The organism is Pseudomonas fluorescens, from assembly GCF_902497785.1.
Lineage (GTDB): Bacteria > Pseudomonadota > Gammaproteobacteria > Pseudomonadales > Pseudomonadaceae > Aquipseudomonas > Aquipseudomonas fluorescens_BO.
Genome location: NZ_CABVHK010000020.1, coordinates 18148 through 32074, shown reverse-complemented (window position 1 = coordinate 32074; position 13927 = coordinate 18148). Strand labels below are relative to the sequence as shown.

The following is a 13927-nucleotide window of genomic DNA, read 5'->3' as shown; positions in this document are numbered from 1 at the left end:
TGTAAAAATGCCCCGCAGTGAAAGCTGCGGGGCATTTTTTTGTTGGTGTACCGAAAGATCAAAAGATCGTCCGAACGCGGCCCGAGCCTGCGGCAACTCCTACGCGTATTCCATGTAGGAGCTGCCGCAGGCTGCGATCTTTTGCTTTTAAAGGTTGGCGAAGTTGCCTGACCCCGAAGTCAGTGCTAGGTTTAGCCCACCGCCCGTGTAGCTCAGTTGGTAGAGCATCGCACTCGTAACGCGAAGGTCGCAGGTTCAATTCCTGTCTCGGGCAAAAGCGACACCGTGTTTTCAAATGATCCACGAATGGTTCTGAAGGCCAGACAAACCGGGCTCCACGCGGTTTTTTTGCGTCAGAGAGATCCTTGATGATCCAGATCCATCTTCCATTCCCCCGATCAGCGAGAACGACATGACCGTTAAAGAATTGACCCAGGAAGCCAGGCACGAAGAAGCACTGAAAAAGTACGTGCTCGACACGCCCCAGCTAGCTGAAGAGATCAAAGACCTGCCCGCCGACGATCAGAAAGACCAGATCCAGTGGGCGTTCGAAGACGAGGCGGAAGCCCAGGGTTTGCAGCCGTGGGAGCTGACGCTCAAGTACACCTCGAGCCCCGAAGAATTCGAGGCGGCGCGCATCGTGCTGCACAAGGAGGCGGCCGAAGTATTGGGCGTCGAGTGGGAAGAGTACTGCGAGATGAACAATCTGGTGGTCTGATTTGTAGGAGCGAGCTTGCTCGCGATGGACGTTAACGGAGACGCGGGATTCTTTGGAAAAACGCGGCGCTACAGAGTCCATCGCGAGCAAGCTCGCTCCTACAGTTTTTCATTTTCTGTCAGAGGCTGAGCCGCATCGATAGGTCCACAGCCTTCAGATCCTTGGTCATCGTACCAATCGAAATGTAATCCACACCCGTTTCCGCGATGGGCAGCAGCGTGCTTTCGTTGATACCGCCGCTGGCTTCCAGTTTGGCCTTGCCACCGTTCAGGCGCACGGCCTCGCGCATGTCATCCAGGCTCAGCTCGTCGAGCATGATGATATCGGCGCCGGCCGCCAGGGCTTCTTTCAGTTCCGCCAGACTCTCTACTTCAATCTCCACCGGTTTGCCCGGGGCGATCTTGTGCGCGGCGTTGATCGCTTCAGGAATGCCCCCACAGGCAGCAATGTGGTTTTCCTTGATGAGGAAGGCGTCGTAGAGGCCGATGCGGTGGTTGTGGCAACCGCCGCAGGTCACGGCGTACTTTTGCGCCAGACGCAGCCCCGGCAACGTTTTGCGGGTGTCGAGCAGCTTCACTTGGGTTTGGGCAACGAAATCCGCCAGGTATTGCGCGCGAGTGGCGACACCGGACAGCAGTTGCAGGAAATTCAGCGCACTGCGTTCGCCCGTCAGCAGCGAGCGCGCCGGACCTTCGAGGTGGAACAGCGGCTGATTGGGCTTCACCCGTTCGCCGTCGCGCACCTGCCAGTGCACCGCCACTCGCGGGTCCAGTTGCCGGAATACCGTGTCTACCCAGGCAGTGCCGGCAATGACAGCGGCGTCGCGGGTGATGATGGTGGCTTTGGCCAGGCGTTCGGCAGGGATCAGCTGCGCAGTGATGTCGCCGCTGCCGATGTCTTCGAGCAACGCACGGCGTACGTTGGCTTCGATTTCGGCGGTCAAATCGGCGAGACGTAGATTCGGCATAACGGACTCCACAAACAAAGTGGCTCGATTATAGGGCCATGGCGTGGAGCAACCCAAGGCGTGTAAAGCCTTGCACACGCTCTGAATCGTGCATTCGGTCGATTCTCTTTAAGCAATCGTCGTTTAACGAAGGTCAATTGGAAACGTCTATCTCAATGAGATGCACAGAGTCCTCTGGTGCGCGGGACATCTTTTGCAAGATAATCCGCCTTGCATTTGACGTCATGGCTTTGACGTCCATTTGAATCCCGATAGTTGAATGACAGCGGGTGGTCATCGTTCCCCGTTGAGCGTGGCTGTGAGGCTTGCGTATCGAACCGAAGAATCATCGTTCCAGGAGGTCAGGATGCACAACGACGGCAAGGTAGTGCCTTTGCGCAAGTGGGCAACGGATCAGACGACAACGTCGCCGCTCAGCCGCGTGCCTGTGATTCTGCTTCAGGTTCGTGACAATGCCGTGCTACAGCTCAGGCATGGTTTGCAGGAGCTGTTTGATAACGCCGACGACACCCTGTTCGAAATGGCTGATCGCGCTCGTGACGACGTCGAGCAGAACATTTTTTTCGAAGCCATGCGCGACTTGCGTCTCAAGCGCAAAAATATCGAGCGAGGGTTTCTCGAACACTTCCTCCAGGCCTTCGTCAGCCTCACCGAGAGCGCCCGGACAGCATTGCCACAGGCCCTTAACCTGGAGGCTGGTGCGGCGCAGTTCGGCGATGATCTCGAACGTCGCCTGGCGGTGGAGGGCATGGTCAACAAGGTGCTGAATCGCGACGGTTTTGCACTCGACCAACTCACCGCCCGACTCAGTATGTTGTTGGCCAAAAAACTGGTGACGCAACACAATCCACTGGGCCCGGCGATGCTTTGTGAATACTTCATGCAAGCCGGACGCGACCTCGGGGTAGAGATCAAGGTCAAGTTGATCATCCTCAAGCTGTTCGAACGCTATGTGCTCAGTGACGCCGATCAGCTGTATGCCGAAGCCAATCAACTGCTGATGGCGACGGGCATTTTGCCTGACCTCCAACCGGCTCCGGCGCGACGGCTTACCGATCGCGCGCAAGCCAGTGTCGATGCCGACCCTGTCGAAAACCCTGCCTGCGTCGGTGCCACGCAGATCGACGACAGTGTGCAGGAAGTGTTCGCGGCCTTGCAGGAGCTGCTTGTCCAGATGCGCGCAAGCGTCACGCCGATGCCGGACGCCAGTGCTCCGGCGCAGCCGATCTCCACGCGCGATTTGCTGCGCCTGCTCTCGCACTTGCAGCAGTACGTGCCGGCGTCAGTGACCCGGGACGACTTCGATCTGCGTCACCAACTCGAATTGCTGGTGACTCGGGTCAGCGTCAAAACCGGTAAATCGCGCAGAGTGGATGTAGCTGACGAAGACGTGATCAACCTGATCGCTATGCTGTTCGAGTGCATCCTCGATGACCGCAACCTGCCGGATTCCCTCAAGGCGTTGATCGGCCGCCTGCAGATCCCGATGCTGAAAGTGGCGGTGCTCGACAAAAGTTTCTTTAGCCGCAGCAGCCACCCGGCGCGTCGGCTACTCAACGAAATTGCCGACGCCGCCTTGGGCTGGGGCGAGTGCGATGACCATCAGCGCGACAATCTGTACTTGCGCATCGAGCAAGTGGTGCAGCGCCTGTTGAACGACTTTGTCGACGATCCCGCGATTTTCTCCGAATTGCTGGCGGACTTTCTCGCCTTCACCAGCGATGAGCGCCGTCGCAGCGAGTTGCTGGAGCAACGGACCCGCGACGCCGAGGAAGGCCGTGCCAGGACCGAACTGGCCCGTCAGCGCGTCGAGCAGGCGCTGAACCACGTGTTGTTGGGCAAAGTGCTGCCGCAACGGGTGGTGGCATTTGTTCAGGACGCCTGGAGCCAGGTGCTGCTGTTGACCTGCCTCAAACACGGCGATCAGTCAGATGAATGGCAAGCCGATGTGCACACTCTGGAGCAACTGGTCTGGAGCGTGCAGGTCCATGACGAACCCGGCGCGAGCCTGCGACTTTTGTCGTTGGTGCCGGGGCTGCTCAAGTCCTTGCGCGAAGGATTGAACCGCTGCGCTTTCGATCCGTTCGCCACCGGGGAGTTTTTCGGCGAGCTGGAGGGGTTGCACCTTCAGTTGTTCGAACGCCCGGACCAGACGCCGACAGCCACACACCCGGTCGAGGCGCCGCAGCGGGTGTTGGTGCAGAAGGAAATCGTTCTGCGCAGTGCCGACGAAGGGGCGGTCGAGGCGGTCTCGGTTCGCTTGCCGGCGGATGATCCGGGTTTACTGCTGGTCGATCAATTGCAGTTGGGCAGTTGGGTCGAGTTTCAGGAGGACGAGGAAAACACCTTGCGTTGCAAACTGGCGGCGATCATCGATGCCTCAGGCAAGTACATTTTCGTCGACCGCACCGGGACGAAAGTGCTTGAACGCAGTCGTACCGGTCTTGCCCTGGATTTTCATAGTGGCGCGGTGCGCACCCTGGACAACACGTTGCTGTTCGATCGCGCCCTGGAGTCGGTCATCGGTAACCTGCGGCGTCTCAATCATGGCAAGTGATCGCGCGCCAAGGGGCTATCGCGTCATACTGGGCACCCCTTACCGTCGACGTTGAAGGAACCTGTATGCAGCTGGACCCCGCGAGCGGTTGGTGTCAGGGCGTGAATGTCTGCCCCTCGCCCAACTTCAATGCGCGCCCCTCGGGCGAAATTTCCCTGCTGGTGATCCACAACATCAGTCTGCCCCCGGCGCAGTTTGCCACCGGCAAGGTGCAGGAATTTTTCCAGAATCGTCTGGATGTCACGGAGCATCCCTACTTTGAAGGGATCGCTGACCTACGGGTGTCTGCGCATTTTCTGATCGAACGTGACGGCACTGTCACTCAGTTTGTCTCTTGTCTTGAACGCGCCTGGCATGCCGGTGTGTCGTGTTTCGACGGTCGGGAAACCTGTAACGATTTTTCCGTGGGCATCGAGCTCGAAGGCACGGATGATCTGCCGTTCACCGACGCTCAATATGACGCGTTGACCGCCCTGACCGTGCAACTGCAAAGCACGTTCACGGCCATCACCGCGCAGCGCATCTGCGGGCACAGTGACATTGCACCCGGGCGCAAAACCGATCCGGGGCCGGCGTTTGACTGGGCGCGCTATCGCGCGGCCCTGGCTAAAGAGGAACAACGATGAGTTTTCTGGTGTTGCTGTTGGCGGTGTGGATCGAGAAGTTCTCGGCCCTGCGCCATCGGATTCAACGTGACGGCGGCTGGGTGCGCGAGCTGCACAAGCTTGAACTCAGCCCGCGTCTGGTCGAACGTCCGTGGTTGATATTGGTGATTCTGGTGTTGCTGCCGGTGGCGTTGCTGGGGCTGTTGCTGCTGGTGCTGGAGCCGGTGGCTTACGGTTTGCTGGCACTGCCCGTGCATTTGCTGGTGGTAATTTACAGCCTGGGTCGCGGTGATCTGCTGGCCGGCCTCGGGCCGTTTCGCGATGCCTGGCGCCGGGAAGACCTGCAAGCCGCCGCTCACGTGGCCCAGCGCGACCTGGATATCTGCGCCGACAATGGCGAACAATTGCTGGAGCGAGTTCAAGGGCATTTGCTGTGGGAGGCGTATCAGAGCTTTTTCGCCGTGATTTTCTGGTACTTCCTGCTCGGCCCCGTGGCGGCATTGAGCTATCGATTGCTCGCCCTGGCCGAAGAGCACGGGCAGAACCCGGCCGTCGTCGAACGCGCCGCACAGTTGCGTCACGCGTTTGACTGGGTGCCGGTGCGCCTGCTGGCAGCGAGCTTCGCGCTGGTCGGCAACTTTGTCGCGGTCAGCCGGGTGATGCTGCACGAGTTGCTGAACTGGAACATCAGCGCTGCTCAATTGATTGAAAAGGTCGGGCTGGTAGCGGGTGAGATTCCGGCGCCGGTGGTCGGCCCGGACGGCATCAACAGTCTCGACCGGATCTGGGAACTGCTGCTGCGCGCGGCGGTGCTCTGGTATGCCGGGTTTGCGTTGTGGACGGTGTTGCCCTGATACCTGCTTGACGCGTTAAAAAGATCGCAGCCTTCGGCAGCTCCTACGGGTCTACGCCATCCCCGCAGGCTGCGATCCTTTCCATTTACCTTAAGTTACAAAACCTCCCGCCGATTTAAGTTATACAGACACAGCACCGAGATAGTGGCTATCTGCTGCCTGTCTGTGCCTGCCAATAAAAATAAGAATCAAAGGGAGACTTCCAGTGAAGAGCTTGCTCTATCCCGCTGTTGCGCTGATGAACCGCCTGAGCTTCGGCATGAAATTCAGCCTGATCAGCGTTCTGTTCCTGGTGCCCATGCTGGTGACCAACTTTTACCTGGTGCGCGATTCCTACCGCGAATTCCAGGGCACCCGGGTTGAACTGCAGAGCCTCGACCTGCTAGGCAGTAGCCTGACCCTGCGGCGCGATCTGGAAACCCTGAACAACCTGGTGTTGATCAACGTCACCCTCGGTCAGTCCGGCAAGGCGGGCAATGTCGAATCACAAATCGCGGCCCTGGAACAAAGCGCACTGGCCCGCCTGGAAGCGCTGGAGGCGATGACCACCGATCCGGAGCAGATCACGGTTTTCGATGGCAAACGCGATGAAATGATCGCTGCGTTAAAGGCCCAGCAAACAGAAAACTCCCTGCAAAGCAAAAGTGCGCTGATCGGCAAGTTGCTCGGCAATGCCCAGATTTTCAGCCAGATTATCGCCAGTCAGGCCGGTCTGAGCCGTGACAGTCAGATCGACATGCGTCAGCTCACCGAACTCATTACTAACGTCACGCCACCCGTCACCCAGGCCTTGGGCGATGGCCGCGCTTTGGGCGCCTATTCGCTGGGCCAGGGGTTTCTCAACTCTTCGTCGAGCACCCGGTTCGATGAGTTGCTGGCACAGCTTGAAAAGCTGCAGTCCGAGTACGGCCTGAAGTTGCAGGATGCGCTGGGCTCAAGCAAAGCGGCGCGTGAAACCCTCAGCGCCCAGGCGGAGAGCAGCAGGGCGTCGCTGAAAAAGGCCAGCGAGCTGTTCGAAGAACAGGTGGTAATGGCCGACACGCTCGATGCACCGTGGCAGGCCTTTTTTGATCAGGTCACCGGCCTGATGGTTCAGACCTACCAGCTCAACGAGGCCACCCTGAAATTCCTCGACACGCAGTTGCAGCAGCGGTTGATACAGAACCGGAACCACATGGTCTTGCAGGCGGTCGCGTTGTCGGTGGTGTTTGTGCTGATCTTCTACCTTTACGGCGGTTTCTACGCCTCGACCCGCACCACCCTCAAGCGTCTTGGGGCGATGATGGACAAGGTGGCGGCGGGCGACATGACCGTGACCTTCAATGCCGACAGCCGCGATGAACTGGGCGAATTGGGCGAAGTGTTCAACGGCACCGTGAAAAAAATCCATGACTTGATCGAGCGTGTCGGCCAGACCGTCGGTGAAGTCGAACGCCAGGCCGGCCAGGTCGAAAACGTCTCGGCCCAAAGCAACCTGGCAGTGGCGGGGCAGCGTTCGCAGATCGAACAAGTCGCCACGGCGATGAACCAGATGTCGGCCACTTCACTGGAGGTCGCGCGCAGTGCGGCCGCAGCGGTCAGCAGTGCCCACAGCGTCAATGACGAGACCCTCAGCGGTCGTGGGCTGGTGCAATCGCAACAAGGCAGCATTGCCGCGTTGGCGAGTGAGATTGATCAGTCGGTGTTGGTGATCAATCAACTGGCCAGTGACAGCCAGTCGATCAGCCGCGTACTGGAAGTGATCAAAAGCATCGCCGAACAGACCAACCTGCTGGCGCTCAATGCGGCCATCGAGGCGGCGCGGGCGGGTGAGCAGGGGCGTGGTTTTGCGGTGGTGGCGGACGAGGTCCGGACCTTGGCCAAGCGCACTCAGCAATCGACCGAGGAAATCGAACAGATGATCGCCAAGTTGCACAGCGGCGTCGGCGCGGCGGTGAAGGCCATGGGCAGCAGCCATCAAATGGCCAATGGCACCGTAGGGCAGTCGGAAAAGGTCCAGCAGGCGCTGGAAAATATCCTTGGTGCGGTGGGCATGATCGTCGATCAGAACCAGCAGATTGCCGCCGCCGTGGAACAGCAGACTGCCGTGGCGCACGACATCGACCAGAACATCGTCGAGATCAACCGCGCCGGCGAACGCACCGCCGAAGGTGCGCACCAGACCGAAGACGCCAGCCGGGCGTTATCGGCGCAGGTGGTCGAGCTCAAACAGCTGATCAGCGCGTTCCGGGTCTGATGCTGAAACCGTACCCTGTAGGAGCGAGCTTGCTCGCGATGAACGTCAACGATGGCGCGTGTTGCCTGGATGAACGCGTCGCCCGGACGTTTTTCGCGAGCAAGCTCGCTCCTACAGGCAAGCGGGTTACCAGTTGAATATTTCACAGGCATTGGCGGTGCTGGCGGCCGCCAATTGCTCAGGACTTATCGCCATCATCCCCGCCAGCGCTTCGCAGATCGCCGGCAAATGCGCCGGGCTGTTGCGTTGGCCGGGAAACATTGCGGGCGCCATGTCCGGTGAATCGGTTTCCAGCACCACCGACGCCAGCGGCAATTGGGCCAGCACCCGGTGCATGCGCAACGCCTGCGGCCAGGTCGGCGCGCCGCCGAGGCCCAGTTTGAAACCGAGCTTGATGTACTCGCGAGCCTCTTCCTGGCTGCCGGCGAAGGCGTGAATGATCCCGGCGCGTTGCAACTTGAAGCGCTTGAGCGTGGCGATCACCGCCGCATGGCTGCGCCGCACGTGAATCAGCGCCGGCAGATTAAAGTCCGCCGCCAATTGCAGTTGTGCATCGAACAACGCCTGTTGGCGCTCGCGGTCGAGGGTTTCGATGAAATAATCGAGGCCGATCTCACCCACCGCGCACAGCTGCCGATGCCCCGCCAGGCGACTCAGCCAGTCACCGAGGGCGGTTAAATCTTCAGGCTGATGCTGGTCCAGGTACACCGGATGCAAACCGAACGCCGCGTGCAAATCGGCATCGCTCAAGACCAGATCCCAGACGCGCTGCCAATTGCCTTCATGAACGCCCAGCACCACCATCCGCCGCACCCCGAGGGCGCGGCTTGCAGCCAATAATGCCGCGCGGTCGAGATCGAAGTCCGGAAAATCCAGATGAGTGTGGGTGTCGATCAGCTCCACGGTTCAGTCCTGGCGAATACGCTGCTTGAAGGTCCGCGCGATGGCTTGCACGCCGGGCTGGTAGTCGGACTGCTCGATGGCGGCGAGGGCCAGTTGCAGGGCTTTGTCGGCGATCAATTGATGCTGCTGGGCCATGGCGTTGACGGGCAGCGGCAGGAAGTCCAGCAACTGCGTGTCGCCGAAAGTGCCGAGGCGCAGTGGGCGTGTTTTCAAAGGGTAGTCATGCAACGCATCGAACACGCCCTGAAGCAGCACGTAGGAGGTTGTCACCAACGCATCGGGCAAGTGTCCCAGGCGCTGGAGCATGTCTTCCATCAATTGCTTGCCGCACTCGCGACTGAACGCTTCGCCGTGTTCGATCAGGATTTCACCTTTGAACCCGGTCAGCGCCTCCTTGAAACCGGTGGCCCGCTCCTGGCTGATGCTTAGGTCGGGGCGTGCGCCAATCAGGGCAATCTGCTTGGGCAGCGGGTTCAACAGGCTGCGGGTCAATTGCAGGCTGGCTTCGCGATCATCGCTGATCACCGAGCAAAAATGCTCGGGTTCCATGACCCGGTCGATGGCGATGATCGGCGTGCCCTTGGCCTGCAATTGGCGGTAACTGTCGTCACCGACCGGCAGACAACTGGCGACGATCAACGCGTCGCAACGGCGGGCGCGAAACAGCTTGAGCAGTTGTCGCTCACTGTCCGGCGCATCGTCGGAACTGGCGATGAGCAATTGATAGCCACGCGCCCGGGCGCCTTGTTCCAGCAATTTGGCAATCCGCGCGTAACTGGGGTTTTCCAGGTCCGGCAGAATGAAGCCCAGCGTGCGCGTATGCCGACTGCGCAGCCCGGCCGCTTGCGGGTTTGGCGTAAAGCCATGCTGTTCGACAACCGCGCGCACGCGCTCGACGGTGGCGCTGCTGATGCGTTGCTGTTCGGCCTTGCCATTGATGACATAACTGGCGGTGGTCACGGACACACCGGCCAGTTGGGCGATATCACTGAGTTTCACCTCGGGATTTCCTTGTTCTTCAGCCGACATTTTGGCCAATCCTACCCGATTCAGGCAGACGACTATTGTCACAACGTATCCGACCGTTGGACTTCAAGGATGGGACATAATCGAGTAACGTGCCAATCATTCTAGATTAAACGTTTCAGCAAGCGTATTTTCTACGTTAAAGGTGCCTTTGGCCGGTTCTGCCGTGAAACTGCCAAAAGTGATCAACAAGCGCCTAAGCTGATTCATTCAAAACAATACCTGGCGTCCTCAGGCGCCAAAAAGGAGAAAGCATGCTCGAGCTCACTGTTGAGCAGATTTCCATGGGCCAATCCGCCGTGGACAAGTCCACCGCACTGCACTTGCTGGCCCAGCATTTGGTCGCTGACGGCCTGGTGGCCGAGGGATACCTCGCCGGCCTGCAGGCGCGTGAAGCCCAGGGTTCGACCTTTCTCGGTCAAGGTATTGCCATCCCTCACGGTACGCCGGAAACCCGCGATCAGGTGTTTTCCACCGGTGTGCGCCTGATGCAGTTTCCCGACGGCGTGGATTGGGGCGATGGCCAGATCGTCTATCTGGCGATTGGCATTGCGGCCAAATCCGACGAACACCTGCGACTCCTGCAACTGCTGACCCGCGCCCTCGGCGAGACTGATCTGGGCCAGGCCCTGCGTCGCGCCGGTTCCGCCGAAGCGTTGTTGAAACTGTTGCAAGGCGCGCCGCAGGAACTGGCACTGGATGCGCAGATGATCGGCCTCGGTGTGTCTGCCGATGACTTTGAAGAATTGGTCTGGCGCGGTGCGCGCTTGCTGCGACAGGCCGATTGTGTGAGCAATGGTTTTTCCGCGGTATTGCAGCAAGTCGAAGCGTTGCCGCTGGGCGATGGCTTGTGGTGGTTGCACAGCGAGCAAACGGTCAAGCGCCCGGGGCTGGCCTTCGTCACGCCGGATAAACCGATGCGCTACCTCGGTCAGCCGCTCAGCGGTCTGTTCTGCCTGGCCAGCATCGGCGAGGCGCATCAGGCCTTGCTCGAACGCCTGTGTGCGTTGCTGATCGAAGGCCGCGGCCATGAACTGGGCCGGGCCACCAGCAGCCGTAAAGTCCTTGAAGTGCTCGGCGGTGAAGTGCCGGCGGACTGGCCGAGTGCGCGTATCGCGTTGGCCAACGCTCACGGCTTGCATGCACGCCCGGCGAAAATCCTCGCGCAACTGGCGAAGCAATTTGCAGGCGAAATCCGCGTGCGCATTGTCGACGGCCAGGACAGTGCGGTGTCGGTGAAGAGCTTGAGCAAACTGCTGAGCCTGGGCGCCCGTCGTGGTCAGGTGCTGGAATTCATCGCCGAACCAGGTGTTGCCGCCGACGCGTTGCCGGCGTTGTTGGCCGCCATCGAAGAAGGCCTCGGTGAAGACATCGAGCCGTTGCCGGCGGTGAGCCAGCAACGTGAAGTCATTGCCGATATCGCCGAAGTGCTGCTCGCCCCGGCGTCCGGCAGTGTGATTCAGGCTATCGCTGCCGCGCCGGGCATTGCCATCGGTCCGGCGCATATTCAAGTGCTGCAACACATCGATTACCCGATGCGTGGTGAGTCTGCCGCCGTCGAGCGCGAGCGTCTCAAGCAAGCGCTGGCGGACGTGCGTCGCGACATCCAGGGCTTGATCGAGCGCAGCAAATCGAAAGCCATTCGCGAGATCTTCATCACCCACCAGGAAATGCTCGACGACCCGGAATTGACCGACGAAGTCGAGACCCGCCTCAAGCAGGGCGAAAGCGCTGAAGCGGCGTGGATGGCCGTGATCGAAGCCGCCGCGAAACAACAGGAAGCGTTGCAGGACGCCTTGCTCGCCGAACGTGCCGCCGATTTGCGTGACATCGGTCGTCGCGTGCTGGCGCAACTGAGCGGCGTCGAGACCCCGAGCGAACCCGAGCAACCGTACATTCTGGTGATGGACGAAGTCGGTCCGTCCGATGTCGCGCGCCTCGATCCGGCCCGTGTCGCCGGAATTCTCACCGCCCGTGGCGGCGCCACCGCGCACAGCGCCATCGTCGCCCGTGCGCTGGGGATTCCGGCATTGGTCGGCGCAGGCGCGGCGGTGTTGCTGCTGGCGCCGGGCACGCCGTTGCTGCTCGATGGCCAGCGCGGTCGCCTGCACGTGGACGCCGACACAGCGACCTTGCAGCGCGCCACTGAAGAGCGCGACACCCGCGAACAGCGCTTGCAAGCGGCGTCCGAACAACGTCATCAACCGGCGCTGACCACTGACGGCCACGCGGTCGAAGTGTTCGCCAACATCGGCGAAAGCGCCGGCGTCACTAGCGCGGTGGAGCAGGGCGCGGAAGGCATCGGCTTGCTGCGCACCGAATTGATTTTCATGGCTCACTCGCAAGCGCCGGACGAGGCGACGCAGGAAGTCGAATATCGCCGCGTGCTCGACGGCCTCGCCGGTCGACCGCTGGTGGTGCGCACCCTCGACGTCGGTGGCGACAAACCGCTGCCGTATTGGCCGATTGCCAAGGAAGAAAATCCGTTCCTCGGCGTGCGCGGTATTCGCCTGACCTTACAGCGGCCACAGATCATGGAAGCGCAATTGCGCGCCTTGTTGCGGGCCGCCGACAACCGTCCGCTGCGCATCATGTTCCCGATGGTCGGCAGCGTTGACGAGTGGCGGCAAGCGCGGGACATGACCGAACGTTTGCGTCTGGAAATTCCGGTCGCCGACCTGCAACTGGGGATCATGATCGAAGTGCCGTCGGCGGCACTGCTCGCGCCGGTGCTGGCCAAAGAGGTCGACTTCTTCAGCGTCGGTACCAATGACCTGACCCAATACACTCTCGCCATCGACCGTGGTCATCCGACCTTGTCGGCTCAGGCTGACGGCTTGCACCCGGCGGTGCTGCAACTGATCGACATCACCGTGCGAGCGGCCCACGCCCATGGCAAATGGGTCGGCGTGTGCGGCGAACTGGCGGCCGATCCGCTGGCGGTGCCGGTGCTGGTCGGCCTCGGCGTGGACGAGTTGAGCGTGTCCGGGCGCAGCATTGCCGAGGTCAAGGCGCGCATTCGCGAACTCAGCCTGACCCAGACCCAAACCCTCGCCCAACAGGCCCTGGCCGTGGGCAGCGCGAATGAAGTGCGCGCATTAGTGGAGGCCCTGTAATGGCCAAGATCCTGACCCTGACCCTCAACCCGGCGCTGGACCTGACGGTGCAGTTGCCGCGACTTGAGCCCGGTCAAGTCAATCGCAGCGACGAGATGCACACCCACGCCGCCGGTAAAGGCGTGAACGTGGCGCAGGTGCTGGCAGACCTCGGGCATCAGCTCACCGTCAGCGGTTTTCTCGGCGAAGACAATCTGCAAGCGTTCGAAACCCTGTTCGCCAAGCGCGGTTTTGTCGACGCCTTTATCCGCGTCCCCGGCGAGACCCGCAGCAATCTCAAACTGGCGGAAAGCGACGGGCGCATTACCGACATCAACGGCCCGGGGCCGATGGTCAGTGAGGCGGCGCAGCAGGCTTTGCTGGAGCGACTGGAGCAGATTGCGCCGGGGCATGACGCGGTGGTCGTGGCTGGCAGCCTGCCTCAAGGCGTCAGTCCCGAGTGGTTGCAGGCGTTGATCACGCGTCTGAAAAATCTCGGTTTGAACGTGGCGCTGGACAGCAGTGGCGAAGCGCTGCGGGCAGCGCTGAAGGCCGGTCCATGGCTGATCAAACCCAATACCGAAGAGCTGGCGGATGCGCTCGGTTGCGAAGTGGTTTCGGTCGCGGCCCAGGCCGAAGCCGCGAGCCGCTTGCACGCGCAAGGCATCGAACACGTGGTGATTTCCCACGGCGCCGACGGCGTGAACTGGTTCAGTGTCGGCTCGGCGCTGCATGCCACGCCACCCAAGGTCAGCGTCGCCAGCACGGTAGGCGCCGGGGATTCGTTGTTGGCGGGCATGCTCCACGGTTTGCTCAAACCCGATACGCCGGAGCAGACCCTGCGAACCGCCACCGCGATTGCCGCGATGGCGGTGACCCAGATCGGTTTCGGCATCGGCGACGCGGCGCAATTGGCGCAGCTCGAACAGGGGGTACGCATCCGTCCCCTGACAGAACAATAAGAGG

10 protein-coding genes, 1 tRNA gene and 1 pseudogene are annotated in these 13927 nt (G+C 60.8%); 9 read left to right on the top strand and 3 right to left on the bottom strand.

Annotation, left to right across the window (positions count from 1 at the left end; genetic code table 11):
- Positions 1-201: 201 nt before the first annotated feature.
- Positions 202-274: transfer RNA gene (locus F8N62_RS25760), tRNA-Thr, on the top strand.
- A 138-nt stretch (positions 275-412) separates the two neighbouring features.
- Complete coding sequence (locus F8N62_RS25755; RefSeq protein ID WP_150713322.1) at positions 413-718, top strand: DUF6388 family protein; 306 nt, start codon at positions 413-415, stop codon at positions 716-718.
- 118 nt (positions 719-836) lie between these two features.
- On the opposite strand, the gene nadC is transcribed toward F8N62_RS25755, so the two are convergent.
- Complete coding sequence (gene nadC / locus F8N62_RS25750; protein WP_150713321.1) at positions 837-1685, bottom strand: carboxylating nicotinate-nucleotide diphosphorylase; 849 nt, start codon at positions 1683-1685, stop codon at positions 837-839.
- A 346-nt stretch (positions 1686-2031) separates the two neighbouring features.
- Here nadC and F8N62_RS25745 point away from each other — a divergent pair, with 346 nt between their 5' ends.
- The 5 genes and pseudogenes from F8N62_RS25745 (at position 2032) to F8N62_RS32340 (ending at position 7937) form a co-directional block, all read left to right on the top strand.
- On the top strand, positions 2032-4242 hold the full coding sequence (locus F8N62_RS25745; RefSeq protein WP_150713320.1) for a DUF1631 domain-containing protein: 2211 nt from the start codon (positions 2032-2034) through the stop codon (positions 4240-4242).
- Positions 4243-4307: 65 nt separating this feature from the next.
- Positions 4308-4868: a 1,6-anhydro-N-acetylmuramyl-L-alanine amidase AmpD gene (ampD, locus tag F8N62_RS25740; RefSeq protein ID WP_150713319.1), complete on the top strand. Its 561-nt coding sequence runs from the start codon at positions 4308-4310 to the stop codon at positions 4866-4868.
- Positions 4865-5701: a regulatory signaling modulator protein AmpE gene (gene ampE / locus F8N62_RS25735; RefSeq protein ID WP_150713318.1), complete on the top strand. Its 837-nt coding sequence runs from the start codon at positions 4865-4867 to the stop codon at positions 5699-5701. The genes ampD and ampE overlap by 4 nt, the downstream gene beginning before the upstream one ends.
- A 238-nt stretch (positions 5702-5939) precedes the next feature.
- Positions 5940-7031, top strand: a pseudogene (locus tag F8N62_RS32345) (methyl-accepting chemotaxis protein); the annotation flags it as partial.
- Entirely contained in the window at positions 7008-7937 is a 930-nt protein-coding gene (locus tag F8N62_RS32340) for a methyl-accepting chemotaxis protein (protein WP_412071986.1), read from the top strand. The pseudogene F8N62_RS32345 and the gene F8N62_RS32340, both read left to right, overlap by 24 nt.
- Before the next feature lie 126 nt (positions 7938-8063).
- Here F8N62_RS32340 and F8N62_RS25725 read toward each other — a convergent pair whose 3' ends face one another.
- Together F8N62_RS25725 and cra are read right to left on the bottom strand one after the other, a co-directional pair.
- Positions 8064-8840, bottom strand: a complete 777-nt coding sequence (locus F8N62_RS25725; protein WP_150713316.1) for a TatD family hydrolase — start codon at positions 8838-8840, stop codon at positions 8064-8066.
- A 3-nt stretch (positions 8841-8843) separates the two neighbouring features.
- Complete coding sequence (gene cra, locus F8N62_RS25720) at positions 8844-9839, bottom strand: catabolite repressor/activator (protein ID WP_150713401.1); 996 nt, start codon at positions 9837-9839, stop codon at positions 8844-8846.
- Between the two features lie 281 nt (positions 9840-10120).
- Between cra and ptsP the strand changes: the two genes are divergently transcribed.
- Entirely contained in the window at positions 10121-12982 is a 2862-nt protein-coding gene (gene ptsP, locus F8N62_RS25715) for a phosphoenolpyruvate--protein phosphotransferase (RefSeq protein WP_150713315.1), read from the top strand.
- Complete coding sequence (pfkB, locus tag F8N62_RS25710; protein ID WP_150713314.1) at positions 12982-13923, top strand: 1-phosphofructokinase; 942 nt, start codon at positions 12982-12984, stop codon at positions 13921-13923. Before ptsP ends, pfkB begins: the two co-directional genes overlap by 1 nt.
- Positions 13924-13927 lie beyond the last annotated feature (4 nt).

Coding starts and splice junctions, on each gene's coding strand:
- ampE (WP_150713318.1), top strand. CDS start 4,865: ATGAGTTTTCTGGTGTTGCTGTTGGCGGTGTGGATCGAGAAGTTCTCG.
- ampD (WP_150713319.1), top strand. CDS start 4,308: ATGCAGCTGGACCCCGCGAGCGGTTGGTGTCAGGGCGTGAATGTCTGC.
- F8N62_RS25745 (WP_150713320.1), top strand. CDS start 2,032: ATGCACAACGACGGCAAGGTAGTGCCTTTGCGCAAGTGGGCAACGGAT.
- ptsP (WP_150713315.1), top strand. CDS start 10,121: ATGCTCGAGCTCACTGTTGAGCAGATTTCCATGGGCCAATCCGCCGTG.
- nadC (WP_150713321.1), bottom strand. CDS start 1,685: ATGCCGAATCTACGTCTCGCCGATTTGACCGCCGAAATCGAAGCCAAC.
- F8N62_RS32340 (WP_412071986.1), top strand. CDS start 7,008: ATGACCGTGACCTTCAATGCCGACAGCCGCGATGAACTGGGCGAATTG.
- F8N62_RS25755 (WP_150713322.1), top strand. CDS start 413: ATGACCGTTAAAGAATTGACCCAGGAAGCCAGGCACGAAGAAGCACTG.
- pfkB (WP_150713314.1), top strand. CDS start 12,982: ATGGCCAAGATCCTGACCCTGACCCTCAACCCGGCGCTGGACCTGACG.